The sequence below is a fragment of the Flammeovirga sp. MY04 genome (assembly GCF_001682195.2).
In the GTDB taxonomy this organism is placed as follows: Bacteria; Bacteroidota; Bacteroidia; order Cytophagales; family Flammeovirgaceae; genus Flammeovirga; species Flammeovirga yaeyamensis.
The window spans coordinates 172,164-194,700 of record NZ_CP003561.2 but is presented as its reverse complement, the minus strand read 5'-3'; the positions used below and the strand labels follow the sequence as shown (position 1 = coordinate 194,700).

Genomic DNA, 22,537 nt, shown 5'->3' with positions numbered 1-22,537 from the left:
ATCACAAATCAGTATTTGATATTGAATAAATGAAGTAATCATAACATGAAGTTTTTGTAGTCCAACTACTTCAAAATCATTTTTTGAAGTACATCAATCATCCATTTTGTAATAATATTGAGGTGATAAAAAAGGATTGCAGTAGCGTAATTTTCGGTAAAGGAAAGCGAGCCTTTCTACATTTGGGCATCTCAAACTTAAATAATGTATGATATGAAATTTATTAAATTAAGTCTACTACTACTAGCTACAATTCTATTTTCTTGTCAATACGACATACAAGAGCAAGAGGTCAATCAAGAAGCTTCCAACTTTAGAGTAAACTGTCCATCTTCACATCCTTATGTGGCATGTGACCAATGTTGGGAGAACGAAGCTCAGGCTTTAAGTGCCGGTTGTACTTCAACGGGAACATCAGAAGATACTTCTGGTGGTCAAGATCAGACGGCATCATCTAACTGTCCTGCTTCACATCCTTATGAAGCGTGTGGTCAGTGTTTTGAAGATGCTGTACAAGCATTTAGTGCTGGATGTACAGAATCTGGCGGAGATACTGGTTCGGGATCAAACGAGGGAAGTGGCAACTTTAACCCTAACAATACGACTTGTGTCACACCTGTTGGAAATGGCAACGACGGATGTTTAAACTCAGACGGCTATTTTGTAAGTCGCGATGGAGTAGTTTCTGATCCTGAAAATGCACGATTAGCGATCTTAGATATTGAAATCAATTTAGGCATTGATATCGATGATGAGTTTATTGAAAAATGTGGTTACCAAGGAACAGTGCCTTCTATTAACCCATCAATTTCTGCAGCAGATGCTAAGATCTATTTTAAAGCGTTAATCGGTGAGCAAAAAGCACAATGGTTAATCGAGGATTTAGATACTAACCAAGATGGTATTTTAACTAGAAACGAAGCCTCTCAAGCAAAAGGATCTGACCCTAGACAAGTGTTACGTACTGGCTTTGGACAAGAAAATGGTTTGGCTACAGACGACATCCTTGCTTACATTGGTTTGTATTTAGGCGATGGTGCTATCGATAAATATGCGGGCGATTTATTACCTGAAGTTCAAGATAATTTGGCGACTTTTACAAGAACTTGGCAGCCAGATGTAATGAACTCAAATGGTCGTTACAGAAATTAATATATCAATTGAAAAAATGATTTAGTTAGTATATAGTATTGACCCACAGTGTATGCTGTGGGTTATTTTTTTCTAAGAATTCCTTATTAATACAGGCAATTCGATATTAATTGCTTTTTCTTCTATTGGATTTAAACTTTCCTTTAAAACCACCTTTTTTATTTGAAGAAGTAGTTTTAGGATTACCTGTATTTCTATTTCTCGAAGGCTTTTTCTTCTCACCTTCCTTTTTTGCATTCCCAGCAGCTTTACGTTTTTTATTCGCAAAAAACTCTTGTTTTCTTTTTTGCTTTTCTTTTTCCAACGCCTTTTTCTGAGTTGCGTTCATTGGTTTGTCCGTCTGAGGATAAGGATGTTCCTCTACCACGGTAAGCGTTTGCTTCGTTAGTTTTTCTACATCTTTGATGTACTTGTTATCTTCCGCCTCACTTAGTGAAATCGAAATACCTTTCTCCCCTGCTCTACCACAACGACCGATTCGGTGTACATAGGTTTCCGACTCGTTCGGAATATCATAATTGATAACGTATTGTAGTTTATCTATATCAATTCCTCTAGCTGCAATATCCGTTGCGACCAACACATTAATGCTTCCATCTTTAAAAGCAGCTAACGCCTTTTGTCTTTGGTTCTGAGATTTATTTCCGTGGATAGCAGCACACTTTGTCCCCTTTTTTGTCAGCTTCCTAACGATACCGTCTGCACCATATTTAGTTCTTGTAAACACCAATACCTGTTGTATTTTCTTCTCTTTGATGAGGTGATGCAACAAGTCGATTTTCTCTTTCTTATTGGTATAATACACAAACTGCTGAATGGTCTCTGCTGTTGAAGATACAGGAGTGACCGTCACACTTTTAGGGTTGATAAGAATCTGTTTTGATAAAGAAACAATATTCTTAGGCATTGTTGCTGAGAAGAATAAGGATTGTCTCTTTTTAGGTAAAAGCTTTAATACTTTCTTGATGTCATGAATAAAACCCATATCCAACATACGGTCGGCCTCATCCAACACAAAGTATTTGATATCCGATAAGCTGATAAAACCTTGACCAATTAAATCCAACAAACGTCCGGGAGTGGCAATTAAAACATCCACACCTTTTCTCAATGCTCGCACTTGTCGTTCTTGATTTACCCCACCGAAGATAACTGTGTTTTGCACATCAGTATACTTACCATAAGTAGAGAAACTTTCTTCTATCTGAATGGCCAATTCTCTGGTTGGAGTTAGTACCAACGCCGTAATCTTATTGGTCGATTTCGACTTTTTATCCTGCTGCATCAATTGTAAAATCGGAATCGCAAAGGCGGCCGTTTTCCCTGTTCCTGTTTGTGCACAACCCAATACGTCTTCTCTTTTTAATACAAAAGGAATAGCTTTCGCCTGAATCGGTGTCGGTTTAACGTACTTTTCTTCGTTTAATGCTTTGAGGATAGAAGGATTTAACTTCAGCTCTTTGAATGTCATAATCAATGGTTTACAAAATAAAAAAGCAAAACCATTAGAATGTTATATGGCAGGCTTTATGAGATGAAACACAAAGGTAGTGTTAATTGTTGAGAGTATTGTGATTGGTTCAAGCTTGTTAGTAATGAGTGGAGGTTATAATTGATACTTCAGGACTGATAATGATAAAATTATATCTTTTTTTTGATTTCAAAAATGAATTTATTATGTTTGAAGTTAAACTAATATCACTATAAACATTGAGACCAACTAGACTATTTATTTCCTTTGCTATATTATTTTCTTCCCTTTTGTTTGCTGATAATCATCAGAGTTTAAATAAGAATGAAGAAAACCTATTAGAGAAAATTGATGAGCTTAGTCAGACTGATTTGATGAAGGCTTTATCGATGACAGACGTAGCAATATCAGAATATCCTCCCAAAGAACATTCTTTGATTTTGGGAAATTTGTATCACAGAAAAGGCAATTTAAATATGCTTCAGGGAAGGTATGCACAAGCAAGAGATGCCTATTATTCTGCGGATCAGAATTTCTCTGCCATCAATTATTCACTTGGCAGAACAAAGGCACTAATTAACATTGCTACTTTGTACCAAATGGAAAAGGAGTATCAGAAAGCTTCTAGTGCTTATAAAGAAGCCTTAAAACAGGCTTATCTTTTACCAAATAAGGACGCCGACTATCTCATTCCAAATATTTTACTCAATCAAGCTAACTTATTTGATGAGGAAGGAAAACGTATGGATGCGATACATCAATTTAAAGAAGTGGTCACCCTCTGTAAAACCGATAACATGCTTTCTTTGAAAGGGAAAGCCTACCATAATTTGGGAAATCAATATTTAAAAATTGATGTCACCGATTCTGCCAATTATTTCTTTAAACAGGCGTATGCGATCAAAAAATTAACGGGAGATCGAAGAGGTGAAATCAATTCCCTCCTAGCCTTTGCTCAAGTTCAACTCATCAGCAATCAATTTGATGCAGCTGAAAAGTACTATCTGGAGGCTGAACAAATTGCTATTTCCTTAAAGGCTTATCAAGATTTAGTGAATGTGTACAACAATCTTTTTCAACTATATCAAGCAAAAGGGGATTTTGAAAATGCGTTGAAATATCATGTTTTATTTAAGGAACAATCCGATGAACTGATTCAGACTGCACATGAGCAAACAGTAAATTTCATTGAAAAGAATCATCAGTTGGAGTTGGATCAGCAGGATTTACAAACGGAAAAAGAAGATCAACAAGAATTGATTTTTGGCTTGACAACTGCATTTATCTTATTTGTCATCATCTCTGTGCTAATTTTCAGAATGCAACGTTTAAAGGCGATCAATGCGAAACAAAGCGAAGATCAATTGATGATGGAAAAAGAGTTGTTGGAATCGGAGCAATTGAGGGTGGAAGAACAGTATCATTCCTTACAAAATGATATCTCTTTTAAGGACAAAGAATTGACCACCAATGTCATGCACTTAATGCAGAAAAATGAGCTCATTAATAATGTCTCAGAGGAATTGATGACACTGGATGATCCTCAAATGGATAGTGCAACGAGAAAGAAAATCCGATCTATTGTCTATAATTTACAGACTTCGGGCTCTGGTGAGATTTGGAAAGAATTGGAAGTCCGCTTCGAACAAGTACATCATCAGTTTTTTGATCAGCTTCAAAAGGAACATCCTAACCTCACCCCTAATGAGAAAAAACTTTGTGCTTTCTTAAAACTGAATTTAAGCACGAAAGATATATCAAACATCACTCACCAAAGTGTGAAATCGATTCAAATTGCTCGTTACCGTTTAAGAAAGAAATTGGGATTGATCAATACAGATATCGATTTCCAGACTTTCTTGAGTAAATACGATGGTGGGAATTTGACTTTGGAAGAGGTGAGGGAGATGGTGTGATGTAGGACTTCGTCCAAGATATAAATAGAGACAAAATAAAATTCACATTATGATGACTCGTCCATATCATAATGACTGAATGTAAAAAAACGCCTCTCCAGAATCATCACTAACCATAATTCTATTTCCTTCATCACTAATCAAGCTTCCTCCATGTTCTAGAACTCTTTGAAGAGACACTTTTAAGTTATCCACTCCAAAAGTACACACCCAATACTCGTACTTGCCCTTAACATCCTTTGCTATTATGAACAAATCAGCAATATGACTATTTTGTGTATCCAATATCTTGTAAGTCCCTTTACCTTTTGAAACAAAATTCCAATTAAAAATACCTTCATAAAATGGGATAATTTTGGTGGCATCAGATGCATGAAGCTCATTCCAAATGAGTGTATTTGATATCCCTTTTGTTCGGTTATTCATCAAATAGTCTCCTTGGTAGACCGTAAACCCTGCCCCTAAGGGATCTCGGATTAATGCTACTTTCCCGAAATGATCTAACTCTTGTTCTAATTCAATTATCCCTCCTAAATTTCGAGCTTGTTCAACAGTCTTTTTCACATCATTTACTTGAATATATGACATCCAAAAATGAGGCATTTTCAACTGCTTAAATTGATTTGGTGTTTCGTACAAACCAACAATAGCTTTATCTCCTAAATAAGCAGTTTGATAATCGTATTCATTATAGAATTCCCAACCGAAAACGGAAGCATAAAACTTCATGGATATTTTAGGTTGATAAGTGGATAAATCGGCAAATATAAATTGATTAGGTTTCATAGGTTTTGAGTTTAATTTATAGTATTTGTGATGTTATTTACCTCTAGAGTCGACTCTCCTGTTAAATCAAGTTCCTGACTAACACTATAATAATCTCCTTTACTCGGCACCATATCTTGATTATTATCCACAACAAAAGTGATGTAACATTTTCCTTCATGTAAATAGTTCAAAGTAAACTCTTTATCTCGATAATCGATCTCGGGAAATAACAATACTTCATCCATCGCCTCTTGCTCGATATATCCATAAGCTGACTTAAAGGAAGTATCCTCATTCGTTAAAGGCACTCTTGATAAATACACTTGTATGTTTTTGTCTTTACTCAAATCTTCCCTAGAAAATTTGAGATGTAAGGAAGCTATATTTTTGATATCTTTTATCTGAATTGGATCCCCTGACATTTCTCCCAAAAGTGCATAATTATAATCGTCATTGACCATCATATAACTAGTGGATGTAACTACGGGATATTCAGGTCCCCAATCCTGTAAAGGCATTCCTTGAGGAAAACTTTTTACCACTTCTTTACTTGGGAATTGATACTGTGTAGCTGCATTTTGGGCGAGATCTTGATGTAGTTTTCGTCCATCAAATTCTATGTGCTTGCTTGGTGTTTTCATTCCCATTTTACTGGTATATGTCAGCATTTTCATCTGATCATCTTTGAATGAAATCTTCACCCACATGATTTGTTTTCCACCATAAGCATCTACAAATAAGTACTCATCGATATCAGCTTCTGTCATCACAAAGTAACTAGTACGATAGATACCACCGAGAATACCTCCGTTACGGAGCATAATTGTTTTCGTCCCCTTAAAATCGGCTACAAAGAAAGTGTTGAACAAATTGCCCATACTTCCTCCTTCAAATAACCCATGAATTTGAGAACTATTGATCGCTCTAAAATCGAAAGCAAACCAAGGTATATCTCTTCCCAATAGATGGATTTTCCCCACCCAATGTCCTTGCATTTTTTCTAAAAACTCAAAGCCATTTTTATCGATATCAATGGGTTGTAAATTCGGAGCTTCAAATGTTACGGCTGTAGTATCTACCTCCTCTTTTTCTTCCTTATTTGATGATCTGAGAAAACCATTTTCCGCCCATTTCTGTATAGCCTTTCTTTCCTTTTTAGAGATCAAACCCGTAGTAGGCATCGGAAAATTCTTGTTGTTGATAAGGTTTAATAGATCTTTTGTTTTAATGGCGTCAACGACATTTTCGTAAGTGGTTAGATCAAGGTCACCGGTGGGTCGTTTTCCTGAATGACAAGTGACACAGTGGTTTTGAATAATTCGTTTTATTGTTCCATTGTAAGAGACCTCTCCAATCTCTAAAACAGGATCAACTGAAGTCGTCTCAACGCTTTTACAAGCAGCAATAATAATAAATAGCAATGATGCTAAAGAGAGAATAATTTTGTTTCGATTCATAGTTTTGATTTATGTTCAACTACAAATGTCAGGTAATCTGATAAGGGTTCTTTTGATCTAGATCAAAATCTTATTTTCCAGCACGAATACGGCTCAACGTCTCTTGTGATATCCCTAAAAAAGAAGCAATATGCCCTAACTTAATTCGCTGTTCGATCTTTGGAAAATACACTTCCATTAAATCGTATTTTTCTTTGGCTGATAAAAAAGACCAACTCTTAGAAAACTGATCTAAGATGGCCAAAATCTCTTCGGAAAGTAATCGTGCGAAATTACCAAAAGCTGGAAATTCTTGTATCAGCTTCTGATAATCCTCATAACTAATACGATATAACGTACAATCTTCTAAACATTCGATGTTCTCAAAACTTGGTTGTTGTACATAAAAGCTATACCAAGATGTGATAAACATATCTTCCACATAAAACCAAGAACTCACTTGTCGACCATCGTGATAATAATAGTTATGCAATGCTCCTTTCTCTACATAATACAAATACCTCGCCCTCTGATTGGCCTCTAAAAGTAGATCAGATTTTTGATGTTCTTGGAGTGTAAATAATTCTTGAATCCGATTTTCTAGTTCAGGTGTGATAAGTGTTTTCTGGGAGATTTTTTGGAGGAGGTGGTGCATTGGGGTAGGTTTTGTGCTCTTATCTGATTTAAAATTACTAGATAGTTCAAATTAATAAATTCTCAATTTTCCAATCAGATAAGAACAAAATATTCAAGCCTTAAATTGCTCAACTACTAAAATAGTACAAATTCAAGAAAACTAAAATAGTTAAAGATTATCAAAAAGAGAACCTCTTAACCAAAGGTATAAATGATTTAAACTTATCAGTTCCCAATTCTAATATAATTTTTATGGAAACTTTAGAATTAAGATATTCCTTGAGATCTTTCCTATTTTCTCCCTCTAATAAATCAATCAATTTCTTATATCCATCATCTAAATAAATCTCTTCCAATAAATTAAATTCATCCTTTGAATTTTTTATCACTAAAGACAATAAAAACATAATGCACAAAAAGTTATCTTCTTTATCTTCTTTTGAAAAATTTAAACTTTCATGAGCTCTAATAATCCTGTAGATATTTATAAATCTCTTAATTGTTCTTGGGTTCCTACTTATACTACATGCAATCAATTTCAAGTTCTCTAATTCTTCTACTGAGAACTCTAAATCTGGAATAGAATTGCCTTTATCAATATTTTTCGTACCAGTGTAACTGCCCTCATCTAGCACATTTTTATCGTTTTCTTTTAGTTCTAAAGGTTTGCTTAAAGTATCTTCTTCAGAAACTTTATTATTACTAATTGTAGGCTGATCATTTGAATTAGGCTTTTTCTGTACAACTTCACTTGAAATAAGGTCTTCAATTAATTGAGTAACATTATTCTCATTTGGTTCTTTTAAATTAAATGGAATTTGAAAAATTTTCTCTAAATACTCTTTAGGTTCTATTACATTAATACCAAAATTACTTTTTAATTTCTTAGCGGAGTTTACTCCCGTAATATTATTATATTGTAGTATATTTTTATAAGTTAGGGCATTTTCAACACATCGTTTATCCACTCCAACAACTACAACAAATAATGGAAAAGCCATTAATAGATGTACTGCTTGTAATACTTCTAACACTTTTTCATCAGGACATCTATCTAGATCATCAATGTATAGAACTATTCTTTCAAGGTTATTATAAAATTCTATATTATTTGAAGATGAGCTTTTGCCTTTATTATTAAATAAATCACTTAAAGTTTCTAGATCTTTTCTTGTTGTCGATATTATACCTAAATGCTTGTCATATTCATTACTCTCATTCCTATTTGATATAAACTTTTTTAAATAGAAATTGGATAGGTTGTTCTCCAAATCATAATCTAATAGTGCTATTTTAGTATCATATAAAGAAATATCTTTTTCAATTTTTGCTATTTCAAATTCTTTACTTTGTTTTTTATCTTCTAAATTTTCAATCTCCCAAATATATTCTTCTTCCTTTTTATTTATCTCATCTTGTATTTTAGTTTGCTTATCAATAATAACCTTGATTGCTTTAAAATACTTTTTATAAGCACTAATAAACTTATAACTAACAGAAAAAAATGGTGTTATAAATAACCCTACTACTTCTAAAAACTTCTTTAAATATCCATCAAGCTCATCTTTAAATAAATATGAGGAAACAAATATTACTACAATTAACATTAAAAACTTGATTTGAGCTGAAGAAAAAGAAGTTAAACAGTTTAAGAAACTTCTAATTTTTTCATTGTATTTTAAAATTTTTTCTGGATTAACCTTTTTAAGTTCTTCCTCATTAATTCCTAAACTCCTTACTAATTTTATTTCTTCATCCTTATAATCAACATTAGAATAAATATCAGATAATATTTTTTTAAAATTCTTTGATTGAATTTCTTTTTTTATGTTGATAAGCTCATTTTCTTTAGAGTATAATTTTTCTTTAATTTCTTGATATTTCTTCTCATTTTCTTTTTTTTCATCTAATAATAATGCCTTTTGAATCTTAAAGGAGTCAAGTTCTTTAGTAATTTCATTTTTAAGTTCTTTCCTTATTTTAACATCTTCAGTATAATCATTTATATATTCATCAAGTTTTTGAAATATAGCCGAGATTAAACTCGCCCATAAATTAGAATCCATATATGCCCAAGCATTAAAAGTTATTTGAGCAATACCTTCACAGTAAATAAATTCTTCATTTTTATTCTTAGAATTTTCTTCATTTGACAGCTTTTCTATTTTATCATTTAATTTATTCATAAAAAAACTCTTTCCGCTTCCCCATTTTCCAAAAAGAGAAATTGCGAGAGGCGGGCTTAATTTCTTTAATGCAATTAAAGATGCAAACGCATTAATATCACTTTTAAAATCTAAAGAATCTGTTGTTTTTGAATGTCCATCATTATTCAAATTGACTAATTGTAGAGGATTTTGCGAACCGGTTTCTTCCGCTAAAGAAAATAACTTAAAAAGTTTTTCTTGTGTAAAAGATAAAGTTTGTAATATTATTAAAAATTGTTCTCTTGTTAATTGGGTAATGGTACTTACTAAATCTAAGTTTAGTAATTCGTCCTTTAAATTTATGTTACTAGAAAGAGAATGCCATTTTACATTAAACCTTTTCCCCCTATGAAAATTTTTAGTAACAACACCAATCGCTCTTGGTATAAAAACTTTATTATCCATAGAATTTAATACAAAAATATCCTCTTTTTTAATTCCAGTTAATAAATTAATATCATTGAAAGGACTGCTGTTCTCCCAAACATTATTTCTTAAAAAATATTCAGTTTGATCACTATTTTGAAATAATCGACTAACAACATAAAAATTACTTGATTCTGGAATTAATTTAGTTAAGTCATCTATTTTTCCAAACCATTTTCTTTCAATATTAGGATGTTGTGAAAGATTGTTTTGAACCCAATAAAAATCAAGAACTTGAAAAGTTACTAGACCTTTATTCTTTTTATTTAGTTCGTTACTTATTTTCTCAATATAAGTCTCATCATTATACTCAAAGTTTAGAATTATTACTTTTTTTGGAGTGAATTCTTTAACCATTTCTCCATATTGATGGAGATATAGTTTTAAATCTTCTTCATTAAATTTTTCTCTTTTAATATCAACTAATAATTCTGTTTTGCCAAATTTATCTAAATGAACAAAAGTAGGTTTATATTTACCATGATATTTAAATTTTTCAGAAAGAGATAAATTAAATTTTAATTCCAATATATCTTTACCTAAGCCATTTATATCAATTTGATTTTTTTCAAGTTCTTTTAAAATTTTCATGAAATATTTTTAGTTAGAGAGTCCTTATGTTTGCCTTATTTTATTTATAAATTAGTTTATAAATAATAATGTTTATTTAAATAATAGTCTTACCCACAATCCTCATCATCTGCTCTACCAAACTACTCTTAAACACATCGTCCTTAATATAATTCTTGTACATATTGATTTCTTTACGACGTTGTTCTGCCATGACCTCATCCATGATTTTTTGGAAGGCGATCAGTTTGTTTTGATCGTCGGGATTTTCTAAGAATTTCTTGATGAAGTCGGGATGTTCAGTGACTCTTTTTTTGAGGTTGAGTAGTCTTACTCTGCTTTCCTCAGGAGTATCCCCCCAACCGCTAAAGTAACGGTCATTGAATGTTTCGATGATCTCTTCTAATAGGTCTTTTTCCTCTTCCCCATGTGTTCCTCTTGGGTTTGGGTTTTGAGGGTCAAGTTCTGAAACGGCATCGTCTAATATGATTCCTTCGTTCAAACGGGTTCTTTCTAATCCGTAAGAAGATAGATCTACTGAATCTAAAATGTCATCTAGTAGTTCATCTTCTTTTCTTTTTACGATGAGTTTTGGTATGAGGAATTTTAAGAACCAGAATAGTTTTTCCCATGCCGGCATTTCGTAACTCATAATGGCTGACATTTGTGAGTAGATCTTTACGAATTGCTTGGCTTTGATTTTGAAGTCAGCTTTTTCATCATCTTCTAATGCTAATTCCTCATTGAAACGATGGGCAGATACATCTATAATAGGACTTAGTTCATCTGCATCTACATTGTTGAAGTATTTATTGATGAACTCATCTACTTCATGGTTTTCATAGATGCCTATTTCGTCTAAATGTTCTTTGAGGTCATGCAGTACGTTGACGTCTGTGGCACTGCTCAATGAAGTGACCGTAAAGAAAGGGTCAAATGATTTTTTAATGTCTTCTGCGGAGTTGAAGAAATCGAGTATAAATAGGTCTTCTGTACGCTTTCCGTATTTATTTGCTGACCTGTTCAGTCTTGAAAGTGCTTGAACTGCTAATACGCCTTGTAACTTTTTATCAACATACATGGCGGACAGTTTGGGCTGATCGAAGCCTGTAAGGTATTTGTTGGCTACGACTAGAATGCGGTATTCGTCTGTATCGAAGTTCTTTTTGGTATCCTGTTCGGGAAATCCATTAAGCTGTTCTTCTGTGTAGGTCACTCCATCTACTACTTTTTCACCAGAGAATGCAATAGCTATTTTAAATGGATTGTCATGCCCTTTTATAATACTTCTGATGGCTTGATAATAGCGAATAGCTGCAACGATATCTTGAGTTACAACCATTGCTTTTGCCTTGCCTTTCAGTTTCTTTGGAGCCACTACTTTTGTCATAAAATGATCCACCATTATCTCTGCTTTAGTTCTAATGGTTTGAGGATTTTTCTCGACAAAGTTCTTTAGTTTTTTCTGTGCTTTTGCCTTATCAAACTCAGGATTATCTTCTATGGATTTCTCTACTTCGTAATAACTTTTGTAAGTGGTATAATTGGCTAAAACATCAAGAATAAAACCTTCTTCAATGGCTTGTTTCATAGAGTATAAATGGAAAGGCAAGAACCTTCCATCAGATTGCTTAATACCAAAACGTTCTAAAGTGGCTGATTTTGGAGTGGCAGTAAAAGCGAGATAAGAAGCATTCTCACGCATCTTTCTGGCTTTGATAATTTGCAAGATTTTGTCTTGTGTATCTTCTACTTCCTCCACTTCACCTGCCCCCATCGCTTGGTTCATTTTACCTGCAGCTACACCACCTTGAGAAGAGTGTGCTTCATCAATAATGACAGCAAAGCGTTTATCACTTAGATCTGATATTCCATCAATGATAAATGGGAATTTTTGAATGGTCGTGATAATGATTTTCTTCCCATTCTCTAATCCTTCTTTTAAGTCTTTAGAAGAATAAGCAGGAGCAATTATATTCTTTACTGTGGAGAATCCTCTAATGTTATCTCTTAATTGTTGATCCAGTATTCTACGGTCAGTCACTACGATAACAGAGTCAAAAAGCGGTCTGTCTAATGCTTTAGCTCCGGTTACTTGCATATTTTTCGGGTAGACCTCTATTAATTGATAGGCTGCCCATGTAATAGAGTTGGATTTTCCTGAACCTGCGGAATGTTGAATAAGGTAAGTCTGTCCTGTTCCGTTATTGTGTGCATCATCAATCAATTTTCGAACGACATCCATTTGATGATACCTTGGGAAGAACAATGTTCTCTTATTTAATGGTGTTTTTAAATCACCATCCATTCGCATAAAATGTTGTATGATATTCGAGAGACTGTCCTTCGTCAAGACTTCTTTCCAAAGGTAATCTGTCTTATGCCCTGATAAATTTGGAGGGTTGCCCGCTCCATTGTTATTTCCCTTATTGAATGGTAAAAAGAAAGTTCCTTTTCCTGCTAGTTTAGTAGTCATATACACTTCGCTAGTATCAACAGCAAAATGTACCAAACATCGCCCAAACTGTAGTAAAGGTTGTTTTATGTCTCTGTCTTTTTTGTATTGGTTGATGGCATGAGGGTTGGCTCTCTGACCTGTCCATTCATTCTTCAACTCCATGGTGACAATAGGCAGACCGTTTAAAAACAAGACGACATCAATTGACTCTCTTGTGGTTTGATGAAAATACACCTGTCTTGTGATTGAAAACTGATTCTTTAAATAGTTCTCTTTTACGGTATCTCCACTACTCTCTAAAGGTTGCTCATAAAACAAAGTAAAATGTGCATCTTCCACGCCCAAACCTTTACGTAGTAAATGCAACACACCATGCTTCTTGACTAACTTATCAAAGCGATCTAATATTCTTAATTTGTAATCACTATGCTTCTTTAGTTTTTCTAATTCTTCCTTTTGTGAAGTCTCTAAGAAATTCCAAAAACGCTTTTCATCCAATGCAAATTTTGTATTGAAGTCCGTAGAATAGCCTACATAATATCCATTGCCAGTAATGTATTCTAATGGCGTTTCTCCTATGTTTGCTTGCTCTTTTCTTTCTTCTTGGGTTGAGCCTGCTAAGTATTTTTCGATTAATGCTTCAAGAGCTTGTTCGTTGGTTTGGCTTGGCATTTTTGTGAATTAAGAATTAATATTTTGAATTGCGAACGCAGTGCGTTCGTAATTGTGTTACGTCTGATTAAGTGGGCTTTTCTCAATTCAGTCGTCAGTGACGACCAAATTAGTTTTTGCCTTTTCAATTATGCAGACAGTGTCTGCGGAATTAAAGTTATTCTCTAGTAAATATACTTGAAATAGTAATACACGAGGATAGTCAAACAACTTCTTTTTTCTATATGATTGTGAATGTTTTATAGCTTGAATAGAGGAAATATAATTTTTAGTATCTTTGTAATAACATACTCACCCCGCTTCCCATTAGAACAGCGCGCTCAGGGTGAGTTTTTTTAATATATTTTTTTGTTGTACACTTCGCTCGTCATTGACGAGTAAATTTGATAAGGTTCGAGAGTGTCGAACTTATTTGATCTTAGGATTACTTCAAAATATTCTTCCTGCTTTTCAATAGTTTTTTAAAAGTTCTTGTTGAAGTTGAAGATTTGTTACATAAAAGGATAAAATCATTTATTGATTAAAATACGGATCTAAAAATGTCTTCAAGTTTTGAACTACATCTGCGTTTAAATCCCAAAAGTCAGTTTTTCTATAATTTCTATTTCTTTCCTTAATTTTTTCTTTTTGAGAATTTGATTCACCATGTAAAACTTCTAGATAACCGTAGATTTTCGTTTTACGAGCAGGTATAGTTAAAGAATTTTCTCTCCCTTCAATGTTAATTTGCGAGATGCATTGCTCATAACCATCCCAACAATCAAAAATAGCACTGTTTTGTGGAGCAATCGTTCCTTCTAAAAGTGTTTCCAGATCACCAGGGTCTTGTCCATTTGGAAAAAGAAATATTTCAAACTCAAGTTCATTCTCTTCTCTCCAAGTTTCTATTTGATTTAGGCGTTCTTGGTAATCATCATCAGCATCAAAAATCAACAAATTTATACCATCATTATCTGTATTGTTTGTCATCTGATTAATAATCAAGTTATCTGCTCCATTATTTCCTTCATAAATCTTCCCCCAACCATTCACTCCAATAATGTCATTTTCTTCACTCGATTTAGCATTATAGCCTAATTTCTGACTGTAATGCTGCAATATAAAATCATGAAGGAATTTTTGATCTGCAATCCCTTCTACAAATATTTTCAAGCTCATTTTTAACGAATTTCAGTGTTAGTTTCAATTGCACTTTTCACTCCTCCAAAAGAATATTGATAGGCTTTGATTCCTGCTTTTTTAGTGTGTGCTACTTTAAATAGCCCGAATTTTTCTTGATAACTAGCATACTCTTCTTCTTCGAGAACTTCTTCTAGGTATTTAATGGTTTCCATACTATGTGAAGTGATAAACAACTGAACATCAAATTCTGATGCAATGGTTATGATACTTCTCCATAATGATTTATGAGCTGTATAATGTAAACCGTTTTCTACTTCATCGATGAGAACAAAACCTCCATTTTTATTGGCTATAGAAGAGATGATACTTAGGAATTTTCTCACTCCATCTCCAGAAATATTACTAGGTATCATTTCATCTATACCTTGATAGGAAAAATACAAGCCATCTGGCAATGCTTGAATTTGCTCAATCTTAGGATCAATTTTTTGGAGTGCTTCTAAAATGATTTGCCCTTTTTTCTTTTTAACTAACTCAGAAAATCTTACCAAAGAATTCACATCATTTACTGTACTACTGATATATATAGCACTAAACTCTTCCTTGTAATCATTATTTATTTTTAGTTCCAATGGATTAATGGATAAATAACAATGATATTCCGTTTTTCTTTGTTGAGACTTTCTTTCATAAAACGTAAAATCTAAACCTTGTAATTCAGGATTATCAGAAGTAGAGTTTTTAATGAAGTTTTCATTAAAAGATTCTGTTTGTAAAGAGTTTGTATCTGATTTAAAAAGTGGTTTTAATTCTAATTGTCTTTCACTTTTGTCATTGAACTTACAAAATATGTTAGGCCTATTTCTGATCTCTAACTTATTAAAGAAATATTTTAGTGAGTCTGAAGTGACATTTCCTAGACCTCTGAATCTATTTAATCGAATAGGGATATCGGGATTTCCCATACCCATTAGTAAAAATATTGCTTCAAGTATTGTTGACTTACCTGAATTATTATTCCCTACAAAAAGGTTGATCTGCTTTAACTCCTTCAAATTAAAATGCTCATAACCTCTCAGGTTCTTTATTTCTATATCTTTTATTTTTGGTTGCATATCATTATAATTTCCTTTTAATCAAAGGTATGAAAATAATATTTTTCTTCATTTAGTATATTACTACTTATACTAGACAATCCTTTTTTATATATAATTATTATTCTACTAACACTTTTTTAATAATTCTTTCTTACCAAAATTTCTCCAACCTTCTTGATCATGAAATTGGATCATTACATCAATTTCTAGTATATCTAAAATTGTTATAAATAGAATTTGTTGAAGAGAGATTATGTAATTATGTTTTTGTTCTGCAGTAAATCCTTTTGGAAATCTTGCAGAGTGTGCTAAGGAGTCTCTAATTTCTTTAATGTCTTCAAGATTTAGATTGATTTCCCATCCTTTATTTTTTAGGTGCTTAGTTAAAGTCCTTTTGAATTGTTCTTGAATATAAGAGAGCCTATTTAGATTATTTGAAAGAATTTTTTGCTCTTCTTCTGTGAAAATTGAATCCTTAAGTTCTTCAGCTAAAACTTCTTTTAATTTAGGCTTTATCTCCTTTATCTCTTTTTTTCTTAAAGCATGATAATCTTCATCATATCCCTTATTCAAATTCAAATCTTTTGAGATACCTTCAAAACAACTAATCAATTCAAACATTCTACTTTCTTGATATAAAGTAGAACTTGATACCATTAATGCATAGGATATATTAAATACAATGGATTCTAATTCTTTTGAGAGTGATAAATATTTAGGAAATGCTTCTTTAAAGAATTCTTCAAGATTAGGGGTTGAATCCATTACAGCATAAGAGAATGAAATATCTGATGTATACTTCATTTTTTTCTTTGGAATTACTATTCCTTCGTCTTCATTAATATTAAGATGACCAAATACGACATTGGAAAATGATATCGATGTTAGTAGTATACATACTTTTCCAATAATGTTATTGACTTGTTCAATCTCTAAATTATCACCTTCTATTGTAAGTATATTGCCTTTTGAAATACACCCATTACCCCTAAACACTTTTTTAGCATCTTTAATACTTGTAGACGTAGGTTGTATTTGAATTTTTATATCTCCAGAATTAAATGAGATTTTTGAGCTTAGATATACACCATATAATTGAGTAGAAACTTGAGTTAGGTTATCAACTTCTCCAATTTTAAGTTCATCTACTTCAGCTTCTAAAACATTACCTCTAATGTTTCTATCTTCACTAATAATTATAAAAATAGGAATAGTATTGTCTTCTAGATCACCTTTTATTGTTAGTGTAGTTGACTTCTTAGGATGTTTATATTCAAATGAAACTTCTACTCCATATATATACCATCTAATTCCAATTTGCTCTATCTCAAAATTAGTTTCATATTCTTTACCTAACAATTTATATGTACCTCTTCCTTTGTAAGTTCTTCCTTCTTCTAACATAAACCAGTAATTCGTTAGTTATATAGTTTCTAGTAAAGCCCAGAGTTAATTCCCCTCTGAGCTTATAATATACTTACACCTTCACCTTCCCAGTAACCACATTATTAATCAATACGGATTTGTACTCTTTTAATTTGGTGATTTGAGAGAGTTGTTTATTAATAATATGATTTATTGATCTTGAAACTTCATCGAGTTTTAAATTTATACTCTTTTGCTCTTGAATATTCGGTATTGGGATTTCGAGAGTAGAATATTTATCAGCTCCAATATTTTCTATTGTTGCTTTATTAAATATAGATTCTTTCCAACTTTCAAATGAATTAGAGGAAGTAAAATAATTTAGAAAATCACTTAATATTATATTCTCATCTGGAGATGCTTTTATCAAGTAACCAGCAAAGCAATAATTCTTTTCATTTGACATACTCTTTCTAAATTGGTATGTTTTTCCAACAGTCGCTCCACTTCTTGCAAATAGAATATCACCATCTTCAAGTAAATAATCACCTCCCTGTTTCCAAGTAAGTGATAGCTTCTTGTCTGAACTTAATTTACCATCAAAACCAAAGTCTGTAATTCTTATGTACCTAGGTAAATCTGGTGAATATTCTACCCCACTTTCATTTGCTCCATACTTTAATTTATTTTTCAAAATATATTTCAACTTCTTCACCCCCCAACACTCCGGAATCTCCCCAATCCATTCCACTCCACTGTCTTTCATCTTCACATTCGGATCGAGACCTTTGGTGACTGCATTTTGGATGATGATCTGCTTGCGTTCTTTTAATAACTCAATCAATCGCTCTTTCTTGGCGATGGCGGTATCTATCTTTTGGCATTGGGTGTCGAGGTAGGTGGCGATGCGGGTTTGGGTATCTATTGAAGGTAAAGCAATTCTAAAATTAAGAAAATTATCAGCTGGTAATCTCCATCTACCTAACATGGAAACACCTTGACCAAAGCCAAAGAATACTTTTTGCTGATAACAATATTGAAAGACTCTTAAAAGGAAATTTTTATCTATTTCATTTCTAGAAACTTGAAAAACTCGATAATCAGGACTAATAACTCCATCATATCTTGAAATATCTACATAACCAGTCAATAAATCCATATGATTCATAGCAAAATCACCTTTATCAACTATTTGATAGTTAGAATAATTTACCGCTAACTGCCCCTCTCCTGATGTAATATTTTTCTTCTTAATACCACGTTGAGTGATAGATAAAACATCTGGTCCTTCAAAACCAATTATGTTCTTTTTTATACTTACAATATTTTTCAATCTTATAACATTCCAATTTTCTGGAACTTCCCCTAACCACTCAACACCACTATCTTTATACTTCGGATATTTTTCAAACTGTACTCCCATTACCCTAGATTTAAAATGTCCTTGATTAAACCTTCGCTTTCTTCCTCTAATGCCAACATTTCAGTGCTCACTTCCTCTAGGCTTCTTAAAGGTTGATGCTTATAGAAATACTTATTGAAACTGATTTCATAACCAATTTTTGTTGCTTCTAAATTGATCCATGCTTCCGGTACATGAGGTTGTACTTCTCTGATAAAGTAGTCGTGAATCTCTTCTTTTAGTGGGACATTTTCGTTGTCTCTTAAATCACTTTCCGTTTCATAGACAATATACTCCGTTCCACTTTGATGCTCATAGCCAAAGTCTGACAATTGCTCTTGTGAACAACCCAATCGATCCAACAGTTTTTCTAATTTATCTCCAGAAAGTTTCTCTTTCTTTTTGATTACTTTCTCAGCATTTTCATCATACCAAGACACTGCATTGTAGATCAAATTCTTTTCTGAAGCAGAGAACTTCACTTTTCTAGCTTTAAATTCTGCTTCGACTTCCGCTTTAAATACATTGAAGTCGTTGTACTCGGCTGTACCGATAGCTTCTAATAATTGTTGTGCTGTTTGATAGACTTTCAAATGCTTGTCCCAAACCGTTGGAGTCGTCAAAGATTTGATCGCTTTGGCATTAAGGTTCAACTCCTCTTCCTCACCATATTTTTTAATCTGCTCGGTATAATCACCAATGTTGGTGTAAACAGCTTCACCAAATTCTTGGTACGCCCATTCCATTGGTTCACGAAGTTTGCTATCAAAACGAAGTCCTGCAATACGCTCTTCTGTAAATTGCGCTTTTAATCGCTTCGGACGTTCAATCGTTACTTTATAATACCCAAAGTCAGCATTATCAAATACCTTAGAAGCAATTCCTTTTTCACCTTCTCTTTCTACTGCATCAAGGTTAAGGTAATTTTGAGTGATGGTCTCAATATCCTTTGGTGAAAACTCACAATTCTTGTTTCCTAAGTTTTTCCGCAATTTCTGATACAACTGTCCTGCATCAATCAATTGTACTTTACCTTTACGGTTACTTGATTTATTGTTACTCAATAACCAAATGTAAGTTGTAATACCTGTATTGTAGAAGAGATTGTTGGGCAATTGAATAATCGCATCCAATAAATCATTTTCGATGATATAACGGCGGATATTACTTTCTCCACTTCCAGCATCACCCGTAAACAAACTCGATCCATTGTGAACAGAAGCAATACGAGAACCCAAGTGATTTTGAGAAACTGCCTTCATTTTATCCACCATCTCCATTAAGAACAATAACTGTCCATCTGAAGAACGAGGCGTAGCATCCACATCTTCATTGATGCCCCAATAGTCCGCCAACTTCACAATAAAACGGTCATCAATCACATCCTTTCCGTCTTTGATATATTTCAATTCGGAATTCCATGATTTACCATAAGGAGGATTGGAAAGCATAAAATCAAATTTAGTATCACTAAACTCATTTGTTGCCAACGTAGAACCACTTTTTATATTTTCGGGGTTATTCCCCTTAATCATCATATCCGATTTACAAATCGCATACGTCTCGTCATTGATCTCCTTACCATACAGATACACATCACCCGAAGCCTTAATTTTACCTTCTTCGTCTTTGATAAAGTTTTGTGATTCTGTCAGCATCCCTCCCGATCCACAAGCAGGATCATAAATCGTCATCACCGGAGGTAATTTATCTTGGATAGGATCAAAAACAATACGCGTCATCAACTCAATTACTTCACGAGGTGTAAAGTGCTCTCCCGCCTCTTCGTTATTGTCTTCGTTGAACTTACGGATCAACTCTTCAAACACATACCCCATTCCCAAATTGGATAAAGGAGGTAACTTTCTTCCCTCTGCATCTACCTTTTCTTTAGGCGTTAAGTTGATTTCACCCGAAGTAAATTTCTCCAACACATCCAGCAACACATCTTTGTTTGCCATGTGCGACACCTTCCCTTTCAACTCAAACTTCTCAATGATCTCTTGTACGTTAGGACTGAAACCATTTAAGTATTCCATAAAGTTCGCTTCCAAGATCTGCATACTGTTCGTAGCGGTCTCTTTCAAACGCTTCATCGTCCACTTCGATGTATTGTAGAACACATAACCTGATGCCTCTTGCAAACCTTTAGCATCCAATTCTGTCAACTCCAATTCCTCTCTCTGGAACTTCACTTCTTCTAATACTTCCTCTTTGGAATCTTCCAATAAGGCATCCAAACGGCGTAACACCGTCATGGGTAATATTACATCTCTATATTTTCCTCGTACATAAACATCTCTAAGACAGTCGTCTGCAATCGACCAAATAAAGGATACTATTTTGTTGTGGGAAGAATGGTTCATATCTATATATCTATTGTATTTTTTGGCTTTTAATTATAAGGTATGAAGATAGTGTAATTCAAAAAAATGATCTAAAACTTGTATGATAAATTTACAAGTATTAACATTGCGTCAAATAATTTTCAATCTAGTGTAAAAAATAAGCTAACGATTTCATTACACTGACTTAACGAATTACAAAACATGTCATTAGAAGCAGACAAAACAGCACTCTTTGCTAGAGTACTTTCTATTTCTTGTACATCACAAGAAGATACCCAGAAAACGTATGATGGTATTCATCAGGAATACATTTACCACAATTCTTCGAGCGTATTGAAGGAAATCTCTGCGGAGAAAAAGAAAACACGTTTCGAAAGTAGAACTTCAGAACTGAATGAAAAGAGAAATCAATTAACGTATGTCGAAAATGAGTTAACGACTATGGATGCCTCTCATTCTAAATACAAAGAGAAGATCGTAGAGAAAAATAAATTGGTGGCCGACATTAGTGAATTAGAACTAAAATTGGAGCAAAATGATGGTATGGAGGTCTATTTCCAAGAAATTGATAACATCATGCTGGACACAGAAACTACTTTATTACACGAACTTTTACACCAAATTAAAGATCATGCTGCAACAAATGCATGGACTTTAAATGATCATCAGATCAAAGAACTAGAAGTAGCTGTATAAGCTATCTATACATAAAGAACAGTGAGTTAGCCACTGTTCTTTTCATTTTTACTCCAATAAAAACTATGGCTCAACTTAATCTCTCTCAAAGAAAACAATTGGAATACCTTCTTCAACATGGTGGTGCAAAAAAACGTATTGCACAAACCTTGGGTATTCATTTGTCGACTTTGTATAGAGAAATCAAAAGAAATAGTGTGGATGGAAAATATGTGGCTGATAAAGCAAATAACTTAGCTGTGGCTAGAAAAAAAGTGGTGGGCAGTTTACCTAAAACTAAAAGAATCAAAACATTAAAACGAACAAACCGATACGAATTGTATGCCGATCGAAGATATATTTATTGGCATTCAGACACACCTTGGATGAGAAAGACATATACTTTTATTCGTTGGCATTTTGGAGGTAAATATCATCGTTATAAAATTCGTTTGGGTTGGGAAAAAATCTATCATTATAAAAAGGATATCCATATGCTTAAACAATTGGTGGTGTTTATGCTGAAAACAAGAAAGCCCAATAAGCATGTGGTTTTTAGAGTGGAAAGAGGGAATGCAAAAGCAAAAAATGTGATGATGGGAAAATATGTGAGGGCAGTGTTTTATAAATATGCTAGGGCTTGAGTGCTTTTTGGGGTGAGGTTGTTCTTTGCTCTGATATTTTGGGGGAGGAGGGAGATCGTTGATGCTATTTCATTGGTATTAAAGAATAATAATTGCATAATAATAAAAGGATAAGAGGATTGGGTTTTGCTCAATTCTCTTATCCTTTTTTTGGGTTTCAAGACCTTTCGCG

The 22,537-nt window shown here is 33.3% G+C and carries 15 protein-coding genes; 4 read left to right on the top strand and 11 right to left on the bottom strand.

The genetic code is table 11. The features are described from left to right. Positions 1–213 precede the first annotated feature (213 nt). A complete protein-coding gene (locus MY04_RS20940; RefSeq protein WP_158297815.1) occupies positions 214–1,152 on the top strand; it encodes a hypothetical protein in 939 nt (312 codons plus the stop codon). 106 nt (positions 1,153–1,258) lie between these two features. Here the strand turns inward: MY04_RS20940 and MY04_RS20935 are convergent, their stop codons facing one another. Continuing rightward, positions 1,259–2,623 carry a DEAD/DEAH box helicase gene (locus MY04_RS20935; RefSeq protein WP_066213840.1) on the bottom strand — a complete coding sequence of 455 codons (1,365 nt, stop codon included), beginning with the start codon at positions 2,621–2,623 and terminating at the stop codon, positions 1,259–1,261. Between the two features lie 239 nt (positions 2,624–2,862). On the opposite strand from MY04_RS20935, the gene MY04_RS20930 reads away from it, so the two are divergent. After that, positions 2,863–4,539 carry a tetratricopeptide repeat protein gene (locus tag MY04_RS20930; RefSeq protein WP_066213838.1) on the top strand — a complete coding sequence of 559 codons (1,677 nt, stop codon included), beginning with the start codon at positions 2,863–2,865 and terminating at the stop codon, positions 4,537–4,539. 66 nt (positions 4,540–4,605) lie between these two features. Here MY04_RS20930 and MY04_RS20925 read toward each other — a convergent pair whose 3' ends face one another. From MY04_RS20925 to MY04_RS20880, 10 genes are all read right to left on the bottom strand, one after another. Continuing rightward, positions 4,606–5,325, bottom strand: coding sequence for a VOC family protein (locus MY04_RS20925; protein WP_066213835.1), 720 nt, complete (start codon positions 5,323–5,325; stop codon positions 4,606–4,608). Between the two features lie 11 nt (positions 5,326–5,336). After that, positions 5,337–6,764 carry a hypothetical protein gene (locus MY04_RS20920; RefSeq protein ID WP_066213833.1) on the bottom strand — a complete coding sequence of 476 codons (1,428 nt, stop codon included), beginning with the start codon at positions 6,762–6,764 and terminating at the stop codon, positions 5,337–5,339. A gap of 70 nt (positions 6,765–6,834) precedes the next feature. Continuing rightward, positions 6,835–7,398 (bottom strand): Crp/Fnr family transcriptional regulator, encoded by a 564-nt coding sequence (locus MY04_RS20915; protein WP_066213830.1) that lies wholly within the window; start codon positions 7,396–7,398, stop codon positions 6,835–6,837. 160 nt (positions 7,399–7,558) lie between these two features. Continuing rightward, positions 7,559–10,603: a P-loop NTPase fold protein gene (locus MY04_RS20910; RefSeq protein WP_066213826.1), complete on the bottom strand. Its 3,045-nt coding sequence runs from the start codon at positions 10,601–10,603 to the stop codon at positions 7,559–7,561. A 76-nt stretch (positions 10,604–10,679) separates the two neighbouring features. After that, entirely contained in the window at positions 10,680–13,712 is a 3,033-nt protein-coding gene (locus MY04_RS20905) for a type I restriction endonuclease subunit R (RefSeq protein ID WP_066213824.1), read from the bottom strand. 513 nt (positions 13,713–14,225) lie between these two features. Beyond that, positions 14,226–14,870: a DUF3226 domain-containing protein gene (locus tag MY04_RS20900; protein ID WP_066213822.1), complete on the bottom strand. Its 645-nt coding sequence runs from the start codon at positions 14,868–14,870 to the stop codon at positions 14,226–14,228. Between the two features lie 2 nt (positions 14,871–14,872). Further along, the gene (locus tag MY04_RS20895) at positions 14,873–15,949 is read right to left on the bottom strand and encodes an AAA family ATPase (RefSeq protein WP_066213819.1); all 1,077 of its coding nucleotides are present in this window, start codon (positions 15,947–15,949) and stop codon (positions 14,873–14,875) included. A 108-nt stretch (positions 15,950–16,057) separates the two neighbouring features. Next, positions 16,058–17,335 carry a hypothetical protein gene (locus MY04_RS20890; protein ID WP_066213814.1) on the bottom strand — a complete coding sequence of 426 codons (1,278 nt, stop codon included), beginning with the start codon at positions 17,333–17,335 and terminating at the stop codon, positions 16,058–16,060. Between the two features lie 73 nt (positions 17,336–17,408). Then, positions 17,409–18,719, bottom strand: coding sequence for a restriction endonuclease subunit S (locus MY04_RS20885; protein ID WP_066213811.1), 1,311 nt, complete (start codon positions 18,717–18,719; stop codon positions 17,409–17,411). After that, a complete protein-coding gene (locus tag MY04_RS20880) occupies positions 18,719–21,064 on the bottom strand; it encodes a type I restriction-modification system subunit M (protein ID WP_066213808.1) in 2,346 nt (781 codons plus the stop codon). The genes MY04_RS20885 and MY04_RS20880 overlap by 1 nt, the downstream gene beginning before the upstream one ends. Positions 21,065–21,247: 183 nt before the next feature. Between MY04_RS20880 and MY04_RS20875 the strand changes: the two genes are divergently transcribed. Together MY04_RS20875 and MY04_RS20870 are read left to right on the top strand one after the other, a co-directional pair. Further along, positions 21,248–21,742, top strand: a complete 495-nt coding sequence (locus MY04_RS20875) for a hypothetical protein (RefSeq protein WP_066213805.1) — start codon at positions 21,248–21,250, stop codon at positions 21,740–21,742. 65 nt (positions 21,743–21,807) lie between these two features. Further along, entirely contained in the window at positions 21,808–22,365 is a 558-nt protein-coding gene (locus MY04_RS20870; protein ID WP_066213800.1) for a helix-turn-helix domain-containing protein, read from the top strand. Positions 22,366–22,537: the final 172 nt, after the last annotated feature.